The sequence below is a fragment of the Pseudomonas sp. NUPR-002 genome (assembly GCF_056322725.1).
This window is the reverse complement of the sequence record NZ_CM150476.1, coordinates 680194-701098: the sequence shown is the minus strand read 5'-3', so window position 1 is coordinate 701098 and position 20905 is coordinate 680194. Positions and strand designations below refer to the sequence as shown.

Annotated in this window: 20 protein-coding genes; 13 read left to right on the top strand and 7 right to left on the bottom strand. The window is 57.1% G+C overall.

The features are described 5' to 3' along the window. Positions 1-3 precede the first annotated feature (3 nt). A complete protein-coding gene (locus tag ACVWSC_RS03290; protein ID WP_442112026.1) occupies positions 4-270 on the bottom strand; it encodes a hypothetical protein in 267 nt (88 codons plus the stop codon). A gap of 703 nt (positions 271-973) precedes the next feature. Here ACVWSC_RS03290 and ACVWSC_RS03285 point away from each other — a divergent pair. The 3 genes from ACVWSC_RS03285 to ACVWSC_RS03275 are packed head-to-tail and all read left to right on the top strand — an operon-like array spanning position 974 to position 7279. Next, complete coding sequence (locus ACVWSC_RS03285) at positions 974-2680, top strand: dynamin family protein (RefSeq protein WP_442112025.1); 1707 nt, start codon at positions 974-976, stop codon at positions 2678-2680. A gap of 13 nt (positions 2681-2693) precedes the next feature. Continuing rightward, positions 2694-4937 (top strand): dynamin family protein, encoded by a 2244-nt coding sequence (locus tag ACVWSC_RS03280; RefSeq protein ID WP_442112024.1) that lies wholly within the window; start codon positions 2694-2696, stop codon positions 4935-4937. Further along, complete coding sequence (locus ACVWSC_RS03275) at positions 4934-7279, top strand: dynamin family protein (RefSeq protein WP_442112023.1); 2346 nt, start codon at positions 4934-4936, stop codon at positions 7277-7279. Before ACVWSC_RS03280 ends, ACVWSC_RS03275 begins: the two co-directional genes overlap by 4 nt. Positions 7280-7364: 85 nt before the next feature. Here ACVWSC_RS03275 and ACVWSC_RS03270 read toward each other — a convergent pair whose 3' ends face one another. The 3 genes from ACVWSC_RS03270 to ACVWSC_RS03260 all read right to left on the bottom strand — a co-directional run bounded on the left by ACVWSC_RS03270 (position 7365) and on the right by ACVWSC_RS03260 (position 8930). Further along, positions 7365-7565 (bottom strand): hypothetical protein, encoded by a 201-nt coding sequence (locus ACVWSC_RS03270; RefSeq protein ID WP_442112022.1) that lies wholly within the window; start codon positions 7563-7565, stop codon positions 7365-7367. A gap of 46 nt (positions 7566-7611) precedes the next feature. After that, positions 7612-8595: an ADP-ribosylglycohydrolase family protein gene (locus tag ACVWSC_RS03265; RefSeq protein ID WP_442112021.1), complete on the bottom strand. Its 984-nt coding sequence runs from the start codon at positions 8593-8595 to the stop codon at positions 7612-7614. A 77-nt stretch (positions 8596-8672) separates the two neighbouring features. Then, positions 8673-8930 carry a hypothetical protein gene (locus tag ACVWSC_RS03260; protein ID WP_442112020.1) on the bottom strand — a complete coding sequence of 86 codons (258 nt, stop codon included), beginning with the start codon at positions 8928-8930 and terminating at the stop codon, positions 8673-8675. 119 nt (positions 8931-9049) lie between these two features. Here ACVWSC_RS03260 and ACVWSC_RS03255 point away from each other — a divergent pair, with 119 nt between their 5' ends. Next, the gene (locus ACVWSC_RS03255) at positions 9050-9925 is read left to right on the top strand and encodes a BrxR family helix-turn-helix transcriptional regulator (RefSeq protein ID WP_442112019.1); all 876 of its coding nucleotides are present in this window, start codon (positions 9050-9052) and stop codon (positions 9923-9925) included. A gap of 119 nt (positions 9926-10044) precedes the next feature. On the opposite strand, the gene ACVWSC_RS03250 is transcribed toward ACVWSC_RS03255, so the two are convergent. Then, entirely contained in the window at positions 10045-10818 is a 774-nt protein-coding gene (locus ACVWSC_RS03250; protein WP_442112018.1) for a hypothetical protein, read from the bottom strand. Then, positions 10815-13709: an N-6 DNA methylase gene (locus tag ACVWSC_RS03245; RefSeq protein WP_442112017.1), complete on the bottom strand. Its 2895-nt coding sequence runs from the start codon at positions 13707-13709 to the stop codon at positions 10815-10817. The genes ACVWSC_RS03250 and ACVWSC_RS03245 overlap by 4 nt, the downstream gene beginning before the upstream one ends. 775 nt (positions 13710-14484) lie before the next feature. Between ACVWSC_RS03245 and ACVWSC_RS03240 the strand changes: the two genes are divergently transcribed. The 7 genes from ACVWSC_RS03240 (at position 14485) to ACVWSC_RS03210 (ending at position 19042) form a co-directional block, all read left to right on the top strand. Next, positions 14485-14814 carry a hypothetical protein gene (locus ACVWSC_RS03240; RefSeq protein WP_442112016.1) on the top strand — a complete coding sequence of 110 codons (330 nt, stop codon included), beginning with the start codon at positions 14485-14487 and terminating at the stop codon, positions 14812-14814. Positions 14815-14906: 92 nt separating this feature from the next. After that, positions 14907-15875, top strand: a complete 969-nt coding sequence (locus tag ACVWSC_RS03235) for a DUF932 domain-containing protein (RefSeq protein ID WP_442112015.1) — start codon at positions 14907-14909, stop codon at positions 15873-15875. Positions 15876-15949: 74 nt separating this feature from the next. Further along, positions 15950-16954 (top strand): YqaJ viral recombinase family nuclease, encoded by a 1005-nt coding sequence (locus tag ACVWSC_RS03230; RefSeq protein ID WP_442114247.1) that lies wholly within the window; start codon positions 15950-15952, stop codon positions 16952-16954. An 89-nt stretch (positions 16955-17043) separates the two neighbouring features. After that, positions 17044-17994 carry a recombination directionality factor gene (locus ACVWSC_RS03225; RefSeq protein ID WP_442112014.1) on the top strand — a complete coding sequence of 317 codons (951 nt, stop codon included), beginning with the start codon at positions 17044-17046 and terminating at the stop codon, positions 17992-17994. Then, complete coding sequence (radC, locus tag ACVWSC_RS03220) at positions 17966-18463, top strand: RadC family protein (RefSeq protein ID WP_442112013.1); 498 nt, start codon at positions 17966-17968, stop codon at positions 18461-18463. Before ACVWSC_RS03225 ends, radC begins: the two co-directional genes overlap by 29 nt. A gap of 13 nt (positions 18464-18476) precedes the next feature. Then, positions 18477-18686, top strand: a complete 210-nt coding sequence (locus ACVWSC_RS03215) for a hypothetical protein (protein WP_442112012.1) — start codon at positions 18477-18479, stop codon at positions 18684-18686. 50 nt (positions 18687-18736) lie between these two features. Further along, positions 18737-19042, top strand: coding sequence for a hypothetical protein (locus ACVWSC_RS03210; RefSeq protein ID WP_442112011.1), 306 nt, complete (start codon positions 18737-18739; stop codon positions 19040-19042). Here ACVWSC_RS03210 and ACVWSC_RS03205 read toward each other — a convergent pair. After that, a complete protein-coding gene (locus tag ACVWSC_RS03205; RefSeq protein ID WP_442112010.1) occupies positions 19029-19376 on the bottom strand; it encodes a helix-turn-helix domain-containing protein in 348 nt (115 codons plus the stop codon). The two genes, ACVWSC_RS03210 and ACVWSC_RS03205, sit on opposite strands and share 14 nt — an antisense overlap. Positions 19377-19514: 138 nt before the next feature. Here ACVWSC_RS03205 and ACVWSC_RS03200 point away from each other — a divergent pair, with 138 nt between their 5' ends. Both ACVWSC_RS03200 and ACVWSC_RS03195 read left to right on the top strand, forming a co-directional pair. Further along, a complete protein-coding gene (locus ACVWSC_RS03200) occupies positions 19515-19868 on the top strand; it encodes a hypothetical protein (protein WP_442112009.1) in 354 nt (117 codons plus the stop codon). A 132-nt stretch (positions 19869-20000) separates the two neighbouring features. Continuing rightward, positions 20001-20792 carry a hypothetical protein gene (locus tag ACVWSC_RS03195; protein ID WP_442112008.1) on the top strand — a complete coding sequence of 264 codons (792 nt, stop codon included), beginning with the start codon at positions 20001-20003 and terminating at the stop codon, positions 20790-20792. Positions 20793-20905: the final 113 nt, after the last annotated feature.

Genomic DNA, 20905 nt, shown 5'->3' with positions numbered 1-20905 from the left:
TTTCTATTCAGCCAGCAGCCGGGCCGGAGTGCCGGCGTGGTACGCGGGAGCATTGTGGGCTGCCCAGACGCAACCTCGGGAAACTATCAGGCAGGCACCAACCATGCGAGTTTTCGAGCGTTCTCCCGTAATCGATGGACGCACATTACCGCCATACAGGTAGATGTAGTAAGCCAGAAAGGCCAAATAGAGGGCGAAACCAATTCTGAAAGGACGAGACATCATCGCAAAGCCGATCAACGCGACGACAATACCAATAACCGCAACCATTCACTGCTGCTCCTGCCAGTTCGCTGGATAGCCAAGCGAGATCCGTCATCAAAAACTCGACCAGCATAGTATCAATAGGCCGCCACCAGAAAAATGGAGCCGTCGCCAAATCCTTACTGGCGAGAAAATAGCTTGGCCTGCTTTCGTTCTACCCCTACCGCTAGCAGTTACACGTACAGCGCCTGAGCACTGATTAAATATACAGGTAACACTTTAAAACATATACCGCCGCGCTAGGCCTTGAAAATACGCATTGCATCTGAAGAAAACCCTGGGATATGGGCGTTTTGTTGACAGTTTACGCTGCCAAGTCAAAGTGCCATCATGCAGGCGATACAGATCGTGCCGATCTATAGGTTTCACCCAATGCCATCTCATCCGGGAAGCGGTATGCCGTTATTTACAGGGCATGCGCGATCAACACCCTACAGACAAGGACGTGTGCATGCCTTTGCCCCTCCCCTTCAATTGCACTCAATGCTTTTGGAACAGGACCCCGACGCCAAGCAGTGACGCATCGACCTCGTGAACGGCACTGGACGCGCCCCGAATGAGGCAACTGCGGTTGTAACCTTCTCGGGCAGGCCCCCTTCTCGAACGATGACAAAAGACCAGCGGTTACTTGAATATCCCAGCGCATAAGCCTCTGTGCACCCTATGCCGTGTCTTCGCGCAGACCATCAACACTTAAAGGAATATCACCATGCTCGAAAGCCAGAAAGAGTTCGCCACTTATTTGAAGAAAATGCAGTCGCTGCTCAATGGCCAGGCGTTTTCATTCGATCAGTCATTGCTTGCAAAAGTGATGGAGACCGAGCTTGTGGTGCCCGTGATCGGGGCCTTCAGTGCCGGTAAGAGCTCGCTGTTGAACGCGCTGATGGGCAAGGACATCTTGCCGGTCGGAATTGCGCCAGAAACTGAACTGGCGACCGAGCTGCGTTATTCCTCCGAGCCTTATCTGCTGGCGATCAAACCCGACGGTGTGCAAGAACGTTTGCCTGTTGAAGCGCTGAGTACCATCAATCGTCGTTCCAGCGAATTTTCGCACTTGCGCCTTTACCTGGACAGCGAGGCGCTGAAAGCCATTGCACCTCTGGTGCTGGTCGACATGCCTGGCTTTGGCTCATCGCTGGAAAACCACAACAAGGCCATTGCGTACTACCTGCCACGCGGTGTGCACTTCGTGGTGCTGACCAGTATCGAGGACGGCAACATTACGCAGTCGATGCTACGCAAACTCGATGAGCTAAAAACCTACAACACCGATTTCACCTTCCTGCTGAGCAAATGCAACCTGCGCGCCGCCGACCAGGTGGAAGACGTGCAGGCCTACATTGACGACCAGCTCGGGGTGTATTTCGGCGAACACTACCGCAGCATCACTCTCGGCAACCGGGGTGGCGAGGAACTGACAAATGCACTGACCGCATTGCAGCCTGACGTTCTGTTCTCGCGCCTGTTCATCGACATCCTCAAGGACCAGAATTTCGAAGTACTGGCGCAGATCAACCTGGCGCTGAGCATGCTGAAAAAGGACAAGGCCGAGAGCGAGCAAACCGCACGCGCACTCGAGCAGGCCCTGGCCAAGCTGCTGGAGCAACGCAAAGACGTCGAGTCGGACCTGAAAGATCGCTACTCGGGAAAAATGCTCGACCGTAGCCTGCGCGGCCTGGACAACGCGCTTAATGACTCCCTCGACGAGCTGGTCACCTTGGGCAGCAGCAAGAACCCGAGTGCCCTGTCGAATGCACTCTCCGACATCATCCGCAGCAGCCTGTCCAGCACGATCAAATCTGAAGTGCAGGACATCTCCACCAACATGGTCGACCGGATTGCCAGCAACCTCAGCGCCACCAGCAGCCAGATGTCCGTGCTGGACATCAGCGGCAACTGGAGCGAGGAACTTTCCAACAAGGTCAAATTCTCGCTGGAGCGCACCACGGAAATGCTCAGCGACTGGTCGACACGCCTGAGCAATCGGGCCGAGGAAGACAAGAGCAGCGGCGTCATGCTCTACCGCAGCCTCTCTACCGTGCTCGCTGTCACCACCACCGTGGTCAATCCGCTGGTAGAGCTGGTGATCATCTTCTTGCCCGAAATTCTCAAGATGTTTAACGGTGGCGGTAACGAGCGCGAGAAGTTTCGCCAGAAGCTGACCGGTGAAGTGTTCCCCAACATCAAGGCGGAACTGCGCGGGAAAATTCCAGCAATCATCGACGAGCAACTCAACGCCATGCTGAAGAAGATCAGCGACGGTTTCGAAGAGCAGATCACCAAGCAAAAGCATGTGATCGACTCAATTGCACAGGAAAGCCTGCAGCTTGAAGCGCAGATCAGCGAGAAGACGGCTGTGCTGGAAAACCTCGCCACCGCAGTAAAAGCCGCTGCAAACGAACACCTCTACAAGTAAGGCGAACGACCTAATGGATTACCAATCACTCGTCGCTTTTAGCGAAAGCCTGCACACGCTGGCAGCAAGCAACCAGGACCTGTTTGAGCGCGAAATCGAGCAGTTCAAGCGGCTGAACGGCATCGACCAACCGCAACAGCTCGCGCAAGCGTGCCAGACGCTGCAGGACCAGAACCGGCTGATGAACATCGGTATTGTTGGTCGCGTGAAAGCCGGAAAGTCATCGCTGCTCAATGCGCTGATCTTTAATGGCGAGCCGATCCTGCCCAAGGCCGCAACTCCCATGACCGCTGCACTGACCACCATTACCTGGGGCGAAGTGTTCCAGGCCAAGGTTGAGTTCTACAGCGAAACGGACATCGCCGCGATCCGCTTCAAATCGGACCAGTTCGAGCAACGCCTGGCCACGCGCAAGCGCGAATGCCTGGAAGAGCTGGTGAAGCGTCGTAACGCCCAAGCCAATGGCGCGCCCCTCGATATGGCGCAGCTGACGATCATGGCCGATAAAAAAGCCTTGAACGAACTGCAGCGCGAAGAAGGCTTGTTCGCGGCATACGACCAGTTCCAGCGCATGAAGAAGTCAGGGCTCGATGCGGCCAAGCTGCACTTGCACAGCGAGATTCAGGCAGGTAACCCGAAAGAGCTGGCTGCTGGCCTTCACAACTATGTCGGTGCCGATGGCACATACATGCCGTTCACCAAGACGGTTCATGTCGCCATGCCGCTGGAGGCACTACGCGATATCTGCATCATCGATACCCCCGGCATGAACGATCCGGTCCAGTCGCGCGAAGAGCGCACGGTCGAATTGCTGAAAACCTGCGACGTGGTGTTCATCGTCAGCCCGGCCGGCCAGTTCCTCAATGAGCAAGACCTTGAGGTGATGGGGCGTATTACCCAGAAGGAAGGCATTCAGGAACTGGTACTGGTGGCCAGCCAGATCGACACACAACTGTACGGCAGCGAAAAACGTGCACGCTTGAGCGATGCCGTGGAAGCCATCCGTGCCCAGCTGTCGGCACGGGCGCAGAGCACCCTCACCGACCTCAAGTTGAGCAGCCCGGAAGTGGGCTCGGTGTTCGACAACCTGATCGGTTCGGTGCACCGTAACCTGCTGCACAGCTCCGGCTTGTGTCACAGCCTCAACCGCCGCTTCGACTCACCCGAAACCTGGGACTCGAACGAGCAGGTGACGTGGGACAACCTGTCCACTGATTACCCGGATTACTTCACCCGCGACAACCAGGTACTGTCGTTGAGCAGCCTGGACAGCCTGGCAAACATTGATGCGATCAACGCCATGCTTGCCCAGGTGCGCGAGAAGAAAGCGGAGATCACACGGGAAAAAATCGCCAACCTGATGGTTCGCAAACAAAAGAACCTTGAGGCATTCAAGGCGCTGATCATCACCCTGGCACGCAACCAGGTCATCCAGATCAAGAACGCCAACGTCGATCAGCTGGACGAACAACTGGCTTCGCTGGAATCGAAGCGACTGGATCTCTCGCTGGAACTGGATGTCAGCTTCAAATACACCATGGCCGACTACCGCCAGAAGTTGCGTGACGAGATGCGCAAGTCAGCTGCACAATTGCTTCGCGAGACGCAGTCCACTGTCAAAGACGCGGAAGGCTCTTTCAGTGAAACCATTGTCGTCGACAACCCTGGGGTTGGCAGCTGGTTTGCCCGCAAGCTTTGGGGCGGCGGCACTACCGAGAAAACGGTCGTCCGCGCCAAGATCATCAGTAGCCAGGTCATCTCCACCATCAACGAGTTCATGAACGACATCCAGGATGAGCTGGGCGCCAAGGTGGAAAGCTCTCATCGCGGGTTGAACGAAGAACTGGCCCGGACCCTCACGCCGAAGATCCGTGAGGTGCTTGAACAGGATGCCAATGCGCAAATGATCAAGCTCGCGATTCTTTCGATCATTCAATCGATTCCTGACGATGACTTTGATTTGGGCATTCCGTTGCCTGACACCCTGAAAAGCAACGGCACGCTCAAGGGCTACGAGGCCGAACGCTTCAAGGATGCCGCCGATGACTTCATCGGCTCGTTGGGTAGCAAGGTCAAAAGCAAGATCAGTTCGTTCATCAACGATGTTGAACGCAACGCGCCTTCCACCATCTCTAACTCCTTCGTCGATGAGATTCAACGCCGTATCAATGTGCTCAAGGATCAGGTCGACAACGCGGCTCAAACCATTGACCGGCTTGAACGCCTGGCACGCAAGGCCGAAGAGGTCACCCTGTGAGCAACCCGCCAGCCATTCATGAACAGGCACGCTCGACGCTGGAGTCGCTGTCCCGCTTCTGGCAGTTCAAACGCAAGAAGCTGGCAGCTGAGCTTCAGGGCCACCTCGATGATGCCCAGTGCCAGCTCGACACGTTGTTCAGCACCAATCAGCAATTGTCCGCGTTGTGCGCAGGCCAGAACGACGAAATCGGCGAGCTGAAGTCGCGCAACGGCTCGCTCGTCGATGCGTTGCAGTTTGAAACAGCCAATTTGGCCTCGACCTCCGAAGCTTTGGCGCAGGAGAAGGGCAAGCTCCAGAAGGCTATGCTCGCACTCACTCAGGCCAAGGCGTACGCCAAGGATCTGGAAGAGCGGCAGGCTCAGGCCTTGGCCCAGATCGCCGGGCTCGAAGAGCACCTTGCCGATCACAGGCAGCAGCTTGTCGACAAAGAGCGGTGCATTCAGGAACTCCAGGACACCCTGGCCGATACTCGACAGCAGATCGAAGCACTGAACAACGTCAAACAGCGGTTGAGCGAGCAGTGCGCCGAACAGACTGAGCAGATCCGCACGCTGGAGTCGCGCAAGGAGGCGCTCAGCGACCAGTTGCAGGCCGAACAGGCCAATACGACAGAGCTGGAAGCACGCAAGGACCAGGCGCTTGCCGAGATCACCACCCTTCAAGAGCAACTGGCAGATCGCAAGCAGGCGCTGGCGGAAAAAGAACAGCGTATCGCTGAACTTGGGCACACCCTCTCGGACGCTCAACAGCAGATCGAAGCACTGAACGACGCCAAACAGCAGTTGGCCGAACAGTGCACCGGGCAGGCTGTACAGATCGACTCGCTGGAGTCGGACAATGAAGCGCTAACAGCCCAGTTGCAGGCAGAACGAGCCAATGCTGCCGAGCTGGAGGAACGCAAGGCACAGGCGCTGGCGCAAATTGCCGAGCTGGAGACGTACCTGGAGGAACATAAGAACCAGTTGCTTTCCACGGAGCAGAACGTCGACCTTCTGGAAAGCCTGACCGAACAATTGAAAGCCTCCCAGCAGCATCTGGAGGACAACTACGCTGACATCAACAAGCAGCACCTGTCGCTCACCGAGAAATTTTCTCTGGTGAGCAAAGTCCTGGCCCAGCAACCTCCCGGTAATGAAGAACTGGCCAAATTCGCCGACCTGATCAACCACGATTACATGGAGTTCGCCAGCCGGGAATCGTCGTTGGCCGGTGAAGCCCAAGCCGTGCTCGACATGCAGGCGATCCTCGCCGAGATGCAGATGCTGAACAACTTCCCGAGCATTGCGGGCAAAACCATCCTGAGCATTGCGGGTGGTTTCAGCAGCGGCAAATCGGCGTTCGTCAACAGCTTCATCCGCAACCCGAGCGTGAAATTGGCGACCGGCATCAATCCGGTGACCGTGGTGCCCAGCTACGTGGTGTGTTCCGAAGAAACCCGGATCAAGGGCTATTCGTACAACGGCGGAGCCATCGACCTTGAGCCCAGCCTGTACGCATCGATGTGCCACGAATATGTTCAGGCCTTCGGCTTCGACCTGCGGCGCATACTGCCTTTCATCAGCGTCAAAGTTCCCATGGACCCGGAGCTGTTCGGCAACCTGTGCATCATCGATACGCCCGGCTACAACCCGGGTACCACGGGTGGGGCCGCGGCCTCCGACCGTAGCACTGCAGCCTCCCTGGTCAATCAGGCCTCGGCGCTGGTCTGGGTCATCGGCCTTGACCCGGCCGGGACCATCGACCAGTCCGACATCGAGTTCATCGAGTCCACGCCGTTCCGCGCAGAGTCGCTGTATATCGTGTTGAACAAGGCGGATGTGAAGTCTCAGGACGATATTCTTGAGATCATGGAGCAAGTAGCCGACGACCTGAGCTTCGCGGGTATCGAGTACGCCGGCATGTGCGCCTATTCGTCCACGCGCAAGAAAGACTACCCCTCCAGAGGCCTGACGTTCGAGCAGTTCCTGCGCTCGATCAACCGTAAAGTGGATGTAGTCGGCAAGGTTAACAGCAAGCTCGATACCGTATTCGATGCCTACAAGCAGGCCATCCAGGCCGATATTGCGCAACTGGAAGGCCGCAAGGGCGAGTTCAATGCGTTCAAGCTCGATGCGCTGGAAATAGGCGGAACGGCGCTGTTTGACAGAATTGATCGAGCATTCCCCATCTCTGAGCAAATGTTCGATTCTTCCGGGCTGGAAAAACTCGTTGATGAATGCGAAGGCCTTCGTCGAACGCTCAAGCTGGCCGCTCGAAAAGCCCTGGAGGTTTGCGAACTCGTTCGTACCAGAACCTCTGTCGAGTCTGATGGCTTCCTTCGCACTCGAATACGCCGGTAAACGCCGGCACACAGCGTGTTACTAACCCAGGCCTGCCTGCTGGCAGGCCGTTGCTGGCCAGGGCGCTGAACCCTGGCCTGTGCACTCAAAATCGCCGCCGCGCCAGCAACTCCGCCAACGCCCCTTCAAGCCACCCTGCGGTGCGCATCTTCAGTGCCTTGCTCCCGCAACTCGGGCACTGGTCAAACCACTCGCCGGGCATCAGCGCATCACTTTGCGGTGCCACTGTCTTTGTCCAACCGCATCCTTCACATTCAAAGGTGAAGGGCCTGGGTTTGATGGGCATTCTAAAGCTCCTTGGTTTCTTCGCTGATGTATTGCCATCGGTGCATTCAACTGCCCGGATAAGCCAATTCGATCTGCTCGTCGAACGCGCCACCAACCCCGCAGTAATCACGTGGAACACGCTCAAGATCCTCGGCTACCTGCACGATCACCTGGCGCAGTTCCAGGCGTTCGAACCAGCGGGAAGGAATGGCAGCAGCACCATACTGGGCACCCAACAAGTGCCCGGCGACAAGCCCTGTGCTGTTGCTATCGCCACTGTGATTCACCGCCGTGATCACCCCTTCTTCGAGTGATCGTGCTGTCAGCGCACACCACAGTCCAATCGCCAGCGCCTGCTCGGCAACCCACCCACCGCCAAGGTCGCCAATGCGTTGCGGGGTGGGTGAATAGCCCTCGTAGTAGAAAAACAGCACGCGCTCGATGAGGCTGCGCGTTTCTTCCATACCAGGTACTTGCCCATATTTGGCCAAGCTTTGAGTTACCGCGTGTTCCAGGCTGTCTTGTCTTTCGACAACACGCTGAAGAATGTCGGCGAATAGCCCTGCCGCCAGGTAGCCCGTCGGATGCCCGTGCGTCAGGCGCCCAGACTGCGCCGCGTAGTCAAATGCATTGGCAAAGAATGCACAGGGCGCAACACGTACCAAGGCGCCGCAGCCCTTGCTGTTGTTTTCGGCAACCGCTCCCAACCGCGCGCTGGCCTTTAGTGCATTCAGGCAAGTTGTGCCTGGGGAGCGACGAGACCAGAGCTCGACTTGCTTGATCAACCAGCCATCTGTGACGATCGGTATCGCAGAGGGGTAATCCTGGGTCATCAGCCAGCGCAGCAACGCTTGGTGAACAATGCTCGGGACATGGCACGCCTGCCGTAAACTGCCAAGCACAAAAGCGCGCAGCAAACCTTCTGCGGTGAACAGCATCATCTGCGTTTCGTCGCTGATGGCGCCGGTGTTGCCGTAAGCCGGGGCAAAATCAATGATGCCCTGCGGACCGAACTTGGCTTCGATGGCAGGCCACTCAAGAAACTCCACGGGGGCGCCAGCGCGTCTCCGATAGCACCACCCAGCAGGCAGCCTTTGATCCGTTCAAGTCTGTTCATGCACTTCCCTTATCGCTCTGCAGAGATCAGGTTCTGCAAAATCACCAGCTTGCTTTGCAACTGCTCGATGTGCGCTTTCTCAGCACGCAGTGCCGAACGTAGCTCCCGGTTTTCCATCTCCCAGATCCGCGCCCAACGTGCGTCCTTGCGGCAGGCAAGCGCCATGTGCCAGATTTCTCGCAACCTCAGGTACTGCATTAGGAGCACCGTCAGGACCACCCCGATCAACACCAACGCCCCTGTCGAAACCGCTTCAGACATAGTCATGTCCACTTCCTTTCGTGACTTCAATTTATTTCTAAGGCAGATACACGATATGTAGTGATTAACGACAGGTCTAGAATGTAGACTTATACAGGTAAAGTATTCGTGCACATGGAGAGGGTATGAAACGCAAGCAATCCATTGAACAGGTACGCTGGGACCTGGCACTTCGCTATCGTTTGATCGAGACCGTTGCCTGGTGGGAAGGCAGACTGACCACGGGGCACTTGATGCAGAGCTTTGGCATCAGCCGCCAGCAGGCGTCCAAGGACATCAATACCTACATCAGCGAGCATGCGCCCAAAAACTTGACATATGACAAGCAGCTCAAAGGGTATGTGCCGAGCAAGCAGTTCAAGCCACTGTTCATCGACGACAGTGCCAGTGCCTATTTGCACCTGCTCTATCAGAACAATGAGCGTGCCCCACACATCGACGGGCTGGCACTGGCCTATGCGCACACCAAAGTGTTGGAAGTACCGGATCGCCCCATTCGGCCGGAGATCCTGCGCCCCTTGCTCAAGGCTTGCCGCGAAGGCCTGCGCCTGGAAACCGAGTACGTGTCGTTCAATACCCCGAACGTAGAGATTCGCCTCATCGCCCCTCACACGCTGGTCTACACCGGCATGCGTTGGCATGTGCGGGCCTACTGCGAAAAGAACGGCCAGTACCGCGACTTCGTGCTCAGCCGCCTGCGCGGGCAGCCGGACCTGCTCGACGAGTCGCCGAACACACGGGAGCTAGACGAGGAATGGAACTCCGAAGTGCCGGTCATCTTCGAGCCCGACGGGCGACTGAACGAGGCGCAGAAGGCCATCATAGAAGCCGACTTCGGCATGCAGCACGAACAACTGGTGGTGCCGAGCCGTAAGGCCTTGGTGAAATACGTGCTGCAGCGCTTCCACATCGACCCGCGTAACCTAGCGACCAGCCCCGAGGCGCAGCAGATCGTGGTGAAAAACCTCAAGGAACTGCGGCCCTGGCTGATGATCGACTGATGCCACCAGCTCGATGCACCGCTCCGATGGTGGGCCGAGGCCCATCATCGGAGCGGTAGCTCACACGGGTCAGTCTTAGGCGGCTTACGCTTCGGTCGCTCCAACTGGTAGCTCAATGATTACTGTGCTGTGAGTTCGACCGCAAGCATGTTGGCGATACACACCTTTGGCCCAGCACCGGCTATGTGGCCGACTACAGTATGAGGCCGATGGTTGAGCCCCCTTTCGCTCACGATCAATTCCTGCGCCTTCACTTGCCTGAAGCGGGCATCTGCCTTCATACAACGTTCAGTTTCGCCCATCATGGCAATGGATTGCGCCGGCTCCACGTAGCCCAGCAGACCAACCACACCATTAGTTTCATACGGATCGATACTACGAACAAAACACCCGTAGCCCGCCTCACCAAGCAGTTCATTTGCTATGTCCGCTGCCAAACGAATGATCTTGGCCTCCATAGCAAATTGGAGCTGCAGCGCTGGATCAGCAGGGAAAAACACAAGATCTGGACGCTTAGAACTCGACCCAGTAGCAATGTCACTGGGAGCCGTATGATCAGCGATTACACAAGCAATACTGATTCCCGGAACCAGCGCTCCTACTCCTCCACGCTCTTGTAGGAGCCGCTGAGCCTCGCTTGAGAGATGGGCTGTGATAGCTGTTTCCGAGATGTTTGCTGGCGCTGCGGTTACGCGCCTTCTTCTTGTTGTGGCTCCTCGTGTCGCGCAGAATTGGCTCCACCTAGCAGGCTGCACCAAAGCGTGATGTGCAGTCAGGAGAAGGTCATAGCATTGGGTAACGAAAGTTGCTACTGCTAATGCACGATACGGGTTGATGCCCGCTTCGACCAAGGACTGTTTGAGCTTCACTGAAAAATTTTCGGAGGATGTCATTGAGCAGCCAAGAGAAGGTTCGCAATTCGCAGTGCATCGCCGTATGCACGGTCAAGCGAGAAATTAAGACGCCCGGCTGGCTTGTCGACTACTATTTGCCGCTCACCTTCAATCCACATGACATGCGCTGAGTCATAAAACTGAAACGCAGCTAAGTGGGTCACCGGCGACTTCGGCAGCGGGTCAGTCATGTCAATAACGATTCGTATTGAAGAATCGCTAATGTAACTCGCATCGCAGCCCTGGAAGAGTGCGCCAAAACTGCTGCTCAAGGAAGTACTTAGCACCTCCAGATAGTCGCCCGGCACCTTGTCAATGCGCTCGTTTGCATTGGTAGGAGTGAGACCATTTTCGAATTGAAGGCGCATGTCGAGGTAATCTTGCATGGCAGCAGCGACATCCTCAACTTGCATCGCCGCCAAAAGATCAGGCGTATCCGAGGTATAATCCTCAGGCTGCAGAAAATATTCCGGTCGAGGCACCACAATTCCATCTAAGTCACGTCTCTCAACGCGAGTGCGGTCCACCTGCCACAGCTGGCCGAACAGTGCGAATTGAAAACGGGCAAAGTCGCCCATCAAAAAGCGTCCCAACTTAGACAGCACGGCCGCGCGTTTAGCGGGCGTCAAGTGAGTTGGGTTGTCCTTCCAGTGGATCACGTTCATTGAAGAATTAACCGCAAGAGGAAAGTCTACCGACAAGGCCTGGGCTAAGCTTCGTGAGACTAGCAGTCTCTCGCCCTGAAACTTTTTACGGTGCTGCATACTGCAGTCCTCGAGCCGCTGCTCGGACAACTGCTTAGGATGGCTGGCTAGTACACTAAACCCGTCACCATATTTGGCAAAATCGCTAATACTGCAGATCTCATCGGCGCGTAAAAGAGTTCTTGCCGGCGTACTACCTCCCGCAGACACCAGTCCCAATTGCACCAGTAGCTCACCAAATGTAGTCGCTGCTCCTCGTGACACGGCTTGTCGCAACCTGTTCTTCGCGGCACGATCCAGCGGACGAAGAGCATACGCCTCAAAGACATGCTCCCTATCTCGAAAGACAAGAATACTGGGCATCCATTGTACGTCGGAACAATCGATCGCCAACGTCCACATCGCCTTGGGAGTGAAAGGTTGAGTCCACATTGCAGGCGAATAGAATGCAGTGCGGCTGGAATATGTAATTGTACGCGCAGAGACGAACAGCAAAGCAGCGGGCTGCTCAGCATTCTCGAAAAGATGTCGGCGCCATTGCGATAAATTGACGATGGCCCGAACATGAAATTCCTGCCCTAATCCCGTTATGAATGTCTTCGCGGAAGGACTTGAAATCGATTTCGACGGCATGACAAGGCCAAGCACGCCACCCGCTTTCAGGTAGCGCCTTAAACTCATCCACGTTATATATTCAGATGCTTCCTGACCATCAACCGGATCATCGCTGACGATCTTGTAGGTTGTGACTCGCTCTAGTGGTTTCCAGGGTGGGTTGCCCGCCACACAGGTGAACTCGATCCCTTCGAAATGTCTCGGCGCACTAAAGAAGTCAGCCACTAAGATGTTCTTACCGATGAGAGAAGGGAAGACCTTCGGGCGCCTCCTCTCAGTGACAATGGCCTGCAACTCGGCTGGGTCAGCGTACTCAAGGAGATTCAAATAAAGGCTGAAAGCAGCAACTGCCGCTGCAGATGCTGCCTTCTCGACTCCGTAAATGCACTCCACCAGGATTTGACGCAACTCCTCCATGGGAAGGCGCTGCAGACGATGCTCGACAAGAACGTGCTCAACGATCCGCCGGAAGGCAGCCACGAGGAAGACACCGGATCCCGCAGTTGGGTCCAGAACACGAGAGGCTTTTGAAAATTCACACTCATCGCTAAGTCGATTGATGACAAAGTCCACAAGAAAAGGTGGCGTATAGACAACACCATCGTTGCGTACGCTGGTCGGACTCTCACTCCTTAGAAACTCTTCGTAAACAGCCGACAGTGTCTCGATCTGGATCGCTGTGAGATCTATTTCGAAGAGTTCAGTCTGCTCCCCCCCTTCGTGCAGCGTTGTTCCCCCGCGCAGATAATCGATCGCAAGATCAAGATGGTCTTGCTGGATCTTGAGCCGCTGATTGGAATCCAGTAAAAAAACCGCGCCATTGAAGATATCGTCAATCCTGTCCTGCAGCGCCCAGAATTGAACAAGAGAAATCGCCGGTCGAGTGAAGTGTAACGAGCTATCGTCTACGACTAACCCTTGAGCCCATTCACTTGGTACCACCTTCCTATCCAACAGAAGGAACGTATATAGGACACGCCCAATCAGCCGGTTGACGATCGCTGCGGGAAGCTCGCCACCCTTTATCGTAGAGGCTAAGCGTTTATGCAGGTGCTCCAAGGCTCGGAGTAAGCGCTTGTCCACTGTACCTGCTGACTGCAGCCTAAAATCTCGCCATTGCAGTGATGATCGCAAGCGCACAGCAACAAAATCTTTGAAGACTGAGCCTGCCTCCTCCTTCTTCAAGTCATCGGAGTCGGCAAAAACTACGAGTCTTGCCCAGTCGGCTTCAGGAGCAAAATCAAAGCCTGGGCAGATAATGAAGCGCTCTTCTACCGCAATAATTAGCCACGGCGCTAGACCCTGGCTCCATACCCACCGATGGTGTCGCCGTGCTTCCTCAATGCTATCCGCGTGAGCAAGATAAACAATGGGAACAAATCGACTAGTGAGTCGGTCACCAAACCCTGGCTCCCATGCGCCGAAGCAGGCTTTCAACTTGATCGCATCCGCAGCAGCGTGCAATGCATGGGCACTGCCAATTGCGCGGGCATAGTCTGAAGGACCTTGAAGTAAACCATCATCGCCGGAGTAGCCGAGCATATCGACAAGTAGATCGATGTAAGTGCTCATAAAAGCTCCTCGACCTGATGAGTCTCAACAGCTCCGTAATTATTGCCAGTATCAGACCAATTCTTGTGCTCTTTCACTACCCTAGAAGGCGCACAGGGATATGACAAGTTGCTTGCTCTTACTTCTGGTTGATTCGGAGCGAGGGATAGCACCGCCCTCACAAAAAAGCCACTGGGTTTTAGTGACGCCACAGCCAGTGGCCTCGCCGCGAAGGATGGCGATGATGGCGTAGATGTAAAAAGCCAAGACGACTTCGAATAGCTCGCAGACGCGAGCTGAATGCAATGGTGCGCTGCGAAGTCATTGATTGTCATCCATGTATTACCGAGATGGCGTCGAAAACCAGCGTAACGCACTGATTCACCTAAGCAAATCCGACCATCCTATGACAGTCCTGCCAGACTGTAAAGCGCTGCTTAGCTGCTGGGCGCCTGGTGCCCCTACTGGTGTCAAAACTCACTGTGCAAGCTTTGTTGTCTATTGACTTGATCGGCAAGCCCAAGCGTGCAAAGAGTCTGACCTCTATTTGCACGTATAGGTCCCTCCTGCCTGTGCCTCAGCCTCCAATCGGACTCTGCTGCCCGGGGTTGAAGGCCCTCTAACCCAACAGCTCACGTTACCTGATGCAAGCTTCCTGCCCATCTGACTATAGCGGCAGCCCATATCCATTTTTCGACCCACCCCAACTGAGCGGACAATCGGGCAGCATATTCGTTTCAAAATAATCTCAACCACACATTACTGCAATGACATCACCCCCAAGGAGATTCACCCCATGTCATTGCAGTGCCCTCACTGTCACTCCCCCAAAGTCGCTTCCTTCCATCACGCCATGAAAGTCGGCGCGGCCATCGGCACCGTTGGCGGTGTTGCGCGTGGCGTCAGTGCTGCCCTGGCTGGTGGGCAGGCCGGAGCAGCTATCGGCGCTATCGCCGGGCCAGTTGGCATCACCCTCGGCTCCGTATCGGGCGCCATCCTCGGCGGCCTGGCCGGAGGTGTCGGTGGCTGCGCACTCGGCGCTCAGCTCGGCGAGTCGCTCGACCGCCACGTCCTGGCCCACAACCTCTGCCTACTCTGCGGTCACCGCTTCAACCTCCCGACCTAACCAAGTCAACTCCCCTTCTATTTATTACCTCCGGTCGGTGCTGCGCCTCGCGCAGCGCTCTATGCCGGCCTGCACCCAAAGGAATCGTTCACATGGCACATCTCGTCGAAACCATGGCCTACGCTGGCGCTACTCCGTGGCACGGCCTGGGCAATCAACTCACTCAGAAACAACCCATCGAAGTCTGGCAACGCGAAGCCGGCATGGACTGGCAGATCCTTGAAAGCCCCGTGCACTTCAAGTCGGATGCAGTCGGCCACTTGGGTGCGATCCACTCCTTTCCCGAACAGAAGGTGCTGTTCCGTTCGGACACCAAGGCACCGCTATCGGTGGTCTCCCAGCGCTACCACACTGTGCAACCTCGGGAAGTTCTGGAGTTTTATCGTGACCTCACCGAGGTTTCCGGCTACGAGTTGGAAACGGCCGGCGTGCTCAAGGGTGGGCGCAAGTTCTGGGCGCTGGCGCGTACCGGGCAAGGCGCGGCGCTCAAGGGCAACGACCAGGTGAATGGCTATCTGCTGCTGGCAACCTCCTGCGACGGCACCCTGGCCACCACAGCCACACCAACCACGGTTCGCGTCGTGTGCAACAACACCCTGACCATTGCCCTGGACGGCACCAGTCGGGCGATCAAGGTGCCGCACAACACCCGTTTCGATCCCAAGGCGGTGAAAAAGCAACTGGGTATCGCCGTCTCTGGCTGGGACGAGTTTATGTACCGCATGCGCACGCTGTCCGAGCGCAAGGTGCAGTGGCCTGAGGCTATGAGCTTCTTCATGAACGTGCTGTGCGAGACCAGCCCGACCGGCGCGCTGCCGGAGCAACTGCCCAACGAGCGCGCCCTGCGTAAGGTCCAGGAGTTGTACGAGGGCCGGGGTCGGGGCAGTCAGCTGGACTCGGCACGAGGCACTGCCTGGGGCCTGCTCAATGCCGTGACCGAGTACGTTGACCACGAGCGTCGTGCGCGTAGCAACGAGTACCGCATGGACTCGGCCTGGTTCGGCCAGGGGGCGCAGATCAAGCAACGCGCCCTGGATGCTGCACTGCAGCTCGCCGCTTAACCCGCACTTACCTCAACCTCGCGCCCGGTCAGCCTTGTGCTGGCTGGGCGTTTTTATGTCTGCAGGTGAATACCATGCAAGCAACGTCATTGAACGGCAGCACCCGCAAGAAACGCCCTGCCCTGCGCCTGGTCAGCACCAAGGAGCTGCCGCGCGAGGACTGGCTGCAGATCCGCAAGCAAGGCATCGGCAGTTCAGATGCCGCCGCAGCGGTGGGGCTGAATCCGTACAAGTCACAGCTGGAACTGTGGCTGGAGAAAACTGGTCGCGATGCTGGGCTACCAAAGGTTGATCCTCACGATGAGGAAAGTCCAATGTACTGGGGCAATGTCCTAGAGCCCATCGTGGCTTGGCACTACAGCAAACGCACCAAGAACAGGGTCCGTCGCATCAACGCCGTGCTGCAGCATCCGGATCCAGAGCTGCCTTGGATGCTGGCCAACATCGACCGCGAGGTGATCGGGGCCGACGACGTACAGATCCTCGAATGTAAGACGGCTGGCATAAACGGGGCACGCCTTTGGAGGGACGGCGTCCCCGAGTATGTTCAGCTTCAAGTGATGCACCAACTCGCCGTCACCGGCAAGCAGGCTGCAGATGTGGCGGTGCTGCTCGGTGGCCAGATACTGGAGGTGCACCGTATCGAACGGGACGAACAGATGATCGCGCGCCTGATCGAGCTGGAGCGCATTTTCTGGCAATACGTGAAGACCGATACGCCACCGCCAGCCGATGGCACCGCCTCTGCTGAATTCGCATTGCGCTGCCTTTATCCAAAAGACAACGGTCAGGTCGTCGACTTCAGCAGTCATGCCGGACTGACGGCGACCTACATCGAGCTCAAGGCCGTCCGCCAGTCGATTGCCGACAAGGAAAAGCGCGAGGCCGAACTCAAGCAGATGCTGCAGCAGGCCATGGGCGATGCCAGCCGGGCGGAGTTCACCAGTGGCTACGTCAGCTGGCGCAAAGCCAAGGACAGCCTCGGCCTCGATGTCGCTCAGTTACTCCAGGACAAGCCCTACTTGCAGGCCAAATACCCTCTACTGAAACCCGGTGCGCGGCGCTTCCTGGTCGGCTGATTTTCACTTTCCTCATTCGCTTCCCCCTTGGCCAGTCCATGCAGTTCGCGCTGCGTGGCTGGCCTTTTTTCATTTCTAGGAGTACCACCATGCTGAAAGGCTTAGCCCTGACGCCCCCAGTGCTCGGGCGCATCTCCATCGGTAAGGTCATCGAGAAGAACGGCAAGCGCCTGCCGGAGAAGGATGACCAGTTCACCATCACCTCCCAGGTGCAAGGCAAGGACGGCTGGCTGCTGCACCCACTCAACGACGGACTGCGCCAGGGCAAGGACGACAAGCTACGCAGCATTCCGGTACGTCTGCTGTTCAACGAGCCGGAGTTGAACTTTCGTGCCGACTACACGCTGTTTGATCGGCAGTCCGGACGACCGCTGTGCGTGGGCAACGGTGAGACCTGCAGGCGCGTCACCCAGGAGGGTATGCAGTCCCTACCCTGCCCTTCGCCTGATGCCTGCCCGTTGGCCAAGGGTAATGCCTGCAGGCCCTATGGACGGCTGAACGTGGTCATTGGCGATGAGGATCCGCTCGGTAGCTTCATGTTTCGCACCACCGGCTTCAACAGCATCCGCACCCTCGCCGCCCGGCTGCATTACTTCCAAGCCATCTCCGGCAACCGCCTGGCGTGCCTGCCGCTGGAACTGCGACTGCGCGGAAAATCGACGCGGCAGAGCCACGGAACGCCGATCTTCTACGTCGACCTCACAGTACGTGGCGGTATGGACATGGCCGAGGCGCTGCAGGCCGCCAATGAGCTCGATGCGCAGCGGCAAGCAGCAGGCTTCGATCAAGCTGCGCTGGATGAAGCGGCGCAGCGTGGCTTCGCCAATGGCGCGTTCGAGGACAGCGAGGAGGATGCCGGCACCATCGTCGAGGAGTTCTACCCCGTCGAGGAAAGTCAATTCCCTATCGCCAACACTCCCCAGCGATCCGCGAAAAACAGCCTGACCGAGAAGCTGGAGGCGCAAGCCCAGCGCCATACCCCACCAACTGATTACCACCAAGGAGCCCAGTATGCGCCTGCACAAGCTGAAGGCCAGTGACTCGACCGGCACCTACCTGGTCGAGTCGCCGGTAACCGAAACCGACATCCTGCTGATGGCCCGGCAGTTGGCGAACCTGCGTCTACGCCGGGGACGAGCACTGACCTCACCGAAAGCGGTGTTCAGCCACCTGCAGGCACTGTTGGCCGATTACGAGCATGAAGTTTTTGCCCTTCTCCACCTTGATAGCCGCCATCGAGTCATCGCCTTCCAGGAAATGTTCCGAGGCACGCTCGACGGTGCCAGCATCTATCCACGCGAGGTCGTCAAGGCAGCCTTGGAGCACAACGCCGCCGCCATGGTCCTGGTGCACAACCATCCCTCCGGGGACCCCGAACCCAGCCAGGCGGACCGCAACCTGACCCACAAACTGAAGGAGGCACTGAGCATGGTCGGGGTGCGGACGCTGGACCACATCATCGTCGGTCGCGAAGGCTGCCTGTCGCTGGCAGAACAGGGCCACCTGTGAGGAGAAGACGAAGATGACGCTACTACGGATCTTGGCTGCCGTGTTTATGTTCGTTGGCATTCTCGCCGGCTGCCTGGCGCTCCTGCTGTTGGTGATTCTGCTGGTGCGCTTTCCGCCACTGCTGATCGCCGTGCTGCTGGCGTGCTGGATCCTCTGCCGACTGCTGAAACTGTTCCAGACGTCAGAGGCAGCACCGACAAAGCCCCCCACCTCCTTGCAGTGACCATCCCCCGTAAGCAGCCAGGTAAACCCTGGTCCCCAGGAAGCATGAAGATGAACAGACAATGTTTGATCTGCGAGTCCAGGGCCGTAATGCCCCGTGACGCCGCCAAGGGCCTTGCGCTGTTGGTCGGGCTGATCGATGGTGCGGCTCAGAGAGCTCGAAGCGCACCCGGAGCATGCAATCGCGACATGCTCATGAGCGGGCTGGCCGCGATTACCCCGACCTACCCTGCCGCCTTGGATGCGGCTGAGGATGTCGCCCGCTTCCACTTCCGGGGCTTCGATTGCCTGTGCCTGCGCTGTGGCGCGCTATTCGACGCGGCTATCGCGGACCAGGAGAGCCTCAACAGCAGCTGAGACGTTCCACCAGACGCTCCACCATCTCCAGTACCAGCGTCCGATCATCCGCCTTCAGAGTAGACAGTAAATTCTGCAGGCGGCGCGCCTGGTCTTCCGGTCGAGAACTCCCCTCGGTCAGCAGATCGGCCGTCTCGCAGCCGAAGACCGAAGCGAGCTCGACCAGACGCTCCACGTTGGGCATGACGACCCCACGCTCGATACGGGATACAGCCTCACTACCGATCCCAAGCTTCTCCGCGACCTGCTCCTGGCTCAGCTCGCAACGCGCGCGCTGACGTGCAATCGCCTGCCCCACCAGCTCCGCCAACTGCTTTGAATCGCTTTTCGACATGCCACCCTCCAGGTCAACCTGGATGGTTGAGGATCACCCCATTGACATGAAGGACTTCATAAACCGAGACTCAACCCAAAAGGTTGATATACGACTTTTTCTTTACCACCAATGCCCTAGCAAGGAGCACCGAACAGCATGAACGTCATTACTGGACTGAACGAAGCGCAGATCGAAAGCCTCGTGCGCAGCCGAGCGTCCTTCGAGATCAATGGCCTCAGGGGCAACTTCACAGCCGGCATCAAACTGGTCGAAACCAAGATTGAAAGACTTGGGATGAAATGCCGCGTCAAGAGCGACGTGAAAAGTGCCGCCATACAAGGCGGCATCTTGGGGGGCATGCTGAGCATCGCGTCCATGCCAGTAACATTGGCAGCAGCAACCATCGCAACCGCCGCCGGTGTAGGCCACACACTCGCCACCTACGATCCCGACTACGAAATCCTGAAGGACTACGTGAACAAGCGGCTCAGGGTCATCTACAAAAAGTAGTCCCGCCCATCCCCACTGCTACCAACAGCGAAAGATCCTGCTGAGCTGCGGGGTCCGCTTGCTCCGCCACCGGTCGTTCAGCGACCGGCTCCTATTTCATACCCGACAGCATCAACACACTGGAATAACCCCATGAAACGGATACTCAGCGTCCTGCTACTCGTCTTCTGTGCCAACGCTAACGCCGTCATCGACCATTACGCCTGGGGCAGTATCGCCTTCCCAGACGAGACCTCCACCAATGGCCTCCCCGAAGCTATTCCGTGTATCACGAAGAAAGCCTTCAACGGCCAACCCATGATCAAGTGCACCTGGCTGGAGACCTCCCGCGAGGTGCTCATCTGGGATGCCCAACGCCAGCAGGACATGCGCTATGTCAACCAGGTCAGTGGCACATGCCTGCGCGGCAAGTGCCGGACGAACACCAGCATCGTGGGTGAATGGAATCAGGATGTCTTCTTCGCGCTGTCGATCTGGTACCGCCTCGGCACCAGCACCGATGGCAAGCCGGTGGCCTACCGCATCGACTCCTCCCGTCAGGTGTCGTATGCCGAGGCAGGCTCTCTCCTGTACCAGTTCTATCTGGATATTGGCGTCCCCGATGATCAGCTCGTTGTCACATTCAACGGGCGTTATGAAGGTGGTTACGCAGCGTGGCAAGCACTGAAAGGTGGTGTACAAGCATCGGCACTGCAGTCACCTGCCATCTCGCCCCAATCAGAATGGCCGGAAGTGAAAAGTGCCTGGTGCAATCCACGCATGGATGACGACTGTTACATCAACGAGAAGAAGGTCCCGATCACAGACCTTGGCAAGTGGTTGCCGGCAGTTGCTGAAGCGAACATCGACCAGATCGGCGGCTTCTGCGAGACAATCCTCTGTTTCGATAAGGACAATCAACCCGTCGGTTACCTGTTGCAGTAACGGCCCCAAGCGCCACTGGACCACAGCTGCTATTTCACCCACCTGCATCGGCAGCCGCGTACTATATAGAGGGAGCCACGGCTCTTTCTTTTTTTGCTCTCAAATGGCGCAAT

Excerpts from the sequence above, each read along its gene's own strand:
- ACVWSC_RS03205 (WP_442112010.1), bottom strand. The coding sequence starts at position 19,376 with ATGTCGAAAAGCGATTCAAAGCAGTTGGCGGAGCTGGTGGGGCAGGCG.
- ACVWSC_RS03230 (WP_442114247.1), top strand. The coding sequence starts at position 15,950 with ATGCAAGCAACGTCATTGAACGGCAGCACCCGCAAGAAACGCCCTGCC.
- ACVWSC_RS03245 (WP_442112017.1), bottom strand. The coding sequence starts at position 13,709 with ATGAGCACTTACATCGATCTACTTGTCGATATGCTCGGCTACTCCGGC.
- ACVWSC_RS03225 (WP_442112014.1), top strand. The coding sequence starts at position 17,044 with ATGCTGAAAGGCTTAGCCCTGACGCCCCCAGTGCTCGGGCGCATCTCC.
- ACVWSC_RS03270 (WP_442112022.1), bottom strand. The coding sequence starts at position 7,565 with ATGCCCATCAAACCCAGGCCCTTCACCTTTGAATGTGAAGGATGCGGT.
- ACVWSC_RS03240 (WP_442112016.1), top strand. The coding sequence starts at position 14,485 with ATGTCATTGCAGTGCCCTCACTGTCACTCCCCCAAAGTCGCTTCCTTC.
- ACVWSC_RS03285 (WP_442112025.1), top strand. The coding sequence starts at position 974 with ATGCTCGAAAGCCAGAAAGAGTTCGCCACTTATTTGAAGAAAATGCAG.
- ACVWSC_RS03290 (WP_442112026.1), bottom strand. The coding sequence starts at position 270 with ATGGTTGCGGTTATTGGTATTGTCGTCGCGTTGATCGGCTTTGCGATG.
- radC (WP_442112013.1), top strand. The coding sequence starts at position 17,966 with ATGCGCCTGCACAAGCTGAAGGCCAGTGACTCGACCGGCACCTACCTG.
- ACVWSC_RS03255 (WP_442112019.1), top strand. The coding sequence starts at position 9,050 with ATGAAACGCAAGCAATCCATTGAACAGGTACGCTGGGACCTGGCACTT.
- ACVWSC_RS03250 (WP_442112018.1), bottom strand. The coding sequence starts at position 10,818 with ATGACATCCTCCGAAAATTTTTCAGTGAAGCTCAAACAGTCCTTGGTC.
- ACVWSC_RS03215 (WP_442112012.1), top strand. The coding sequence starts at position 18,477 with ATGACGCTACTACGGATCTTGGCTGCCGTGTTTATGTTCGTTGGCATT.
- ACVWSC_RS03195 (WP_442112008.1), top strand. The coding sequence starts at position 20,001 with ATGAAACGGATACTCAGCGTCCTGCTACTCGTCTTCTGTGCCAACGCT.
- ACVWSC_RS03235 (WP_442112015.1), top strand. The coding sequence starts at position 14,907 with ATGGCACATCTCGTCGAAACCATGGCCTACGCTGGCGCTACTCCGTGG.
- ACVWSC_RS03280 (WP_442112024.1), top strand. The coding sequence starts at position 2,694 with ATGGATTACCAATCACTCGTCGCTTTTAGCGAAAGCCTGCACACGCTG.
- ACVWSC_RS03200 (WP_442112009.1), top strand. The coding sequence starts at position 19,515 with ATGAACGTCATTACTGGACTGAACGAAGCGCAGATCGAAAGCCTCGTG.
- ACVWSC_RS03210 (WP_442112011.1), top strand. The coding sequence starts at position 18,737 with ATGAACAGACAATGTTTGATCTGCGAGTCCAGGGCCGTAATGCCCCGT.
- ACVWSC_RS03260 (WP_442112020.1), bottom strand. The coding sequence starts at position 8,930 with ATGACTATGTCTGAAGCGGTTTCGACAGGGGCGTTGGTGTTGATCGGG.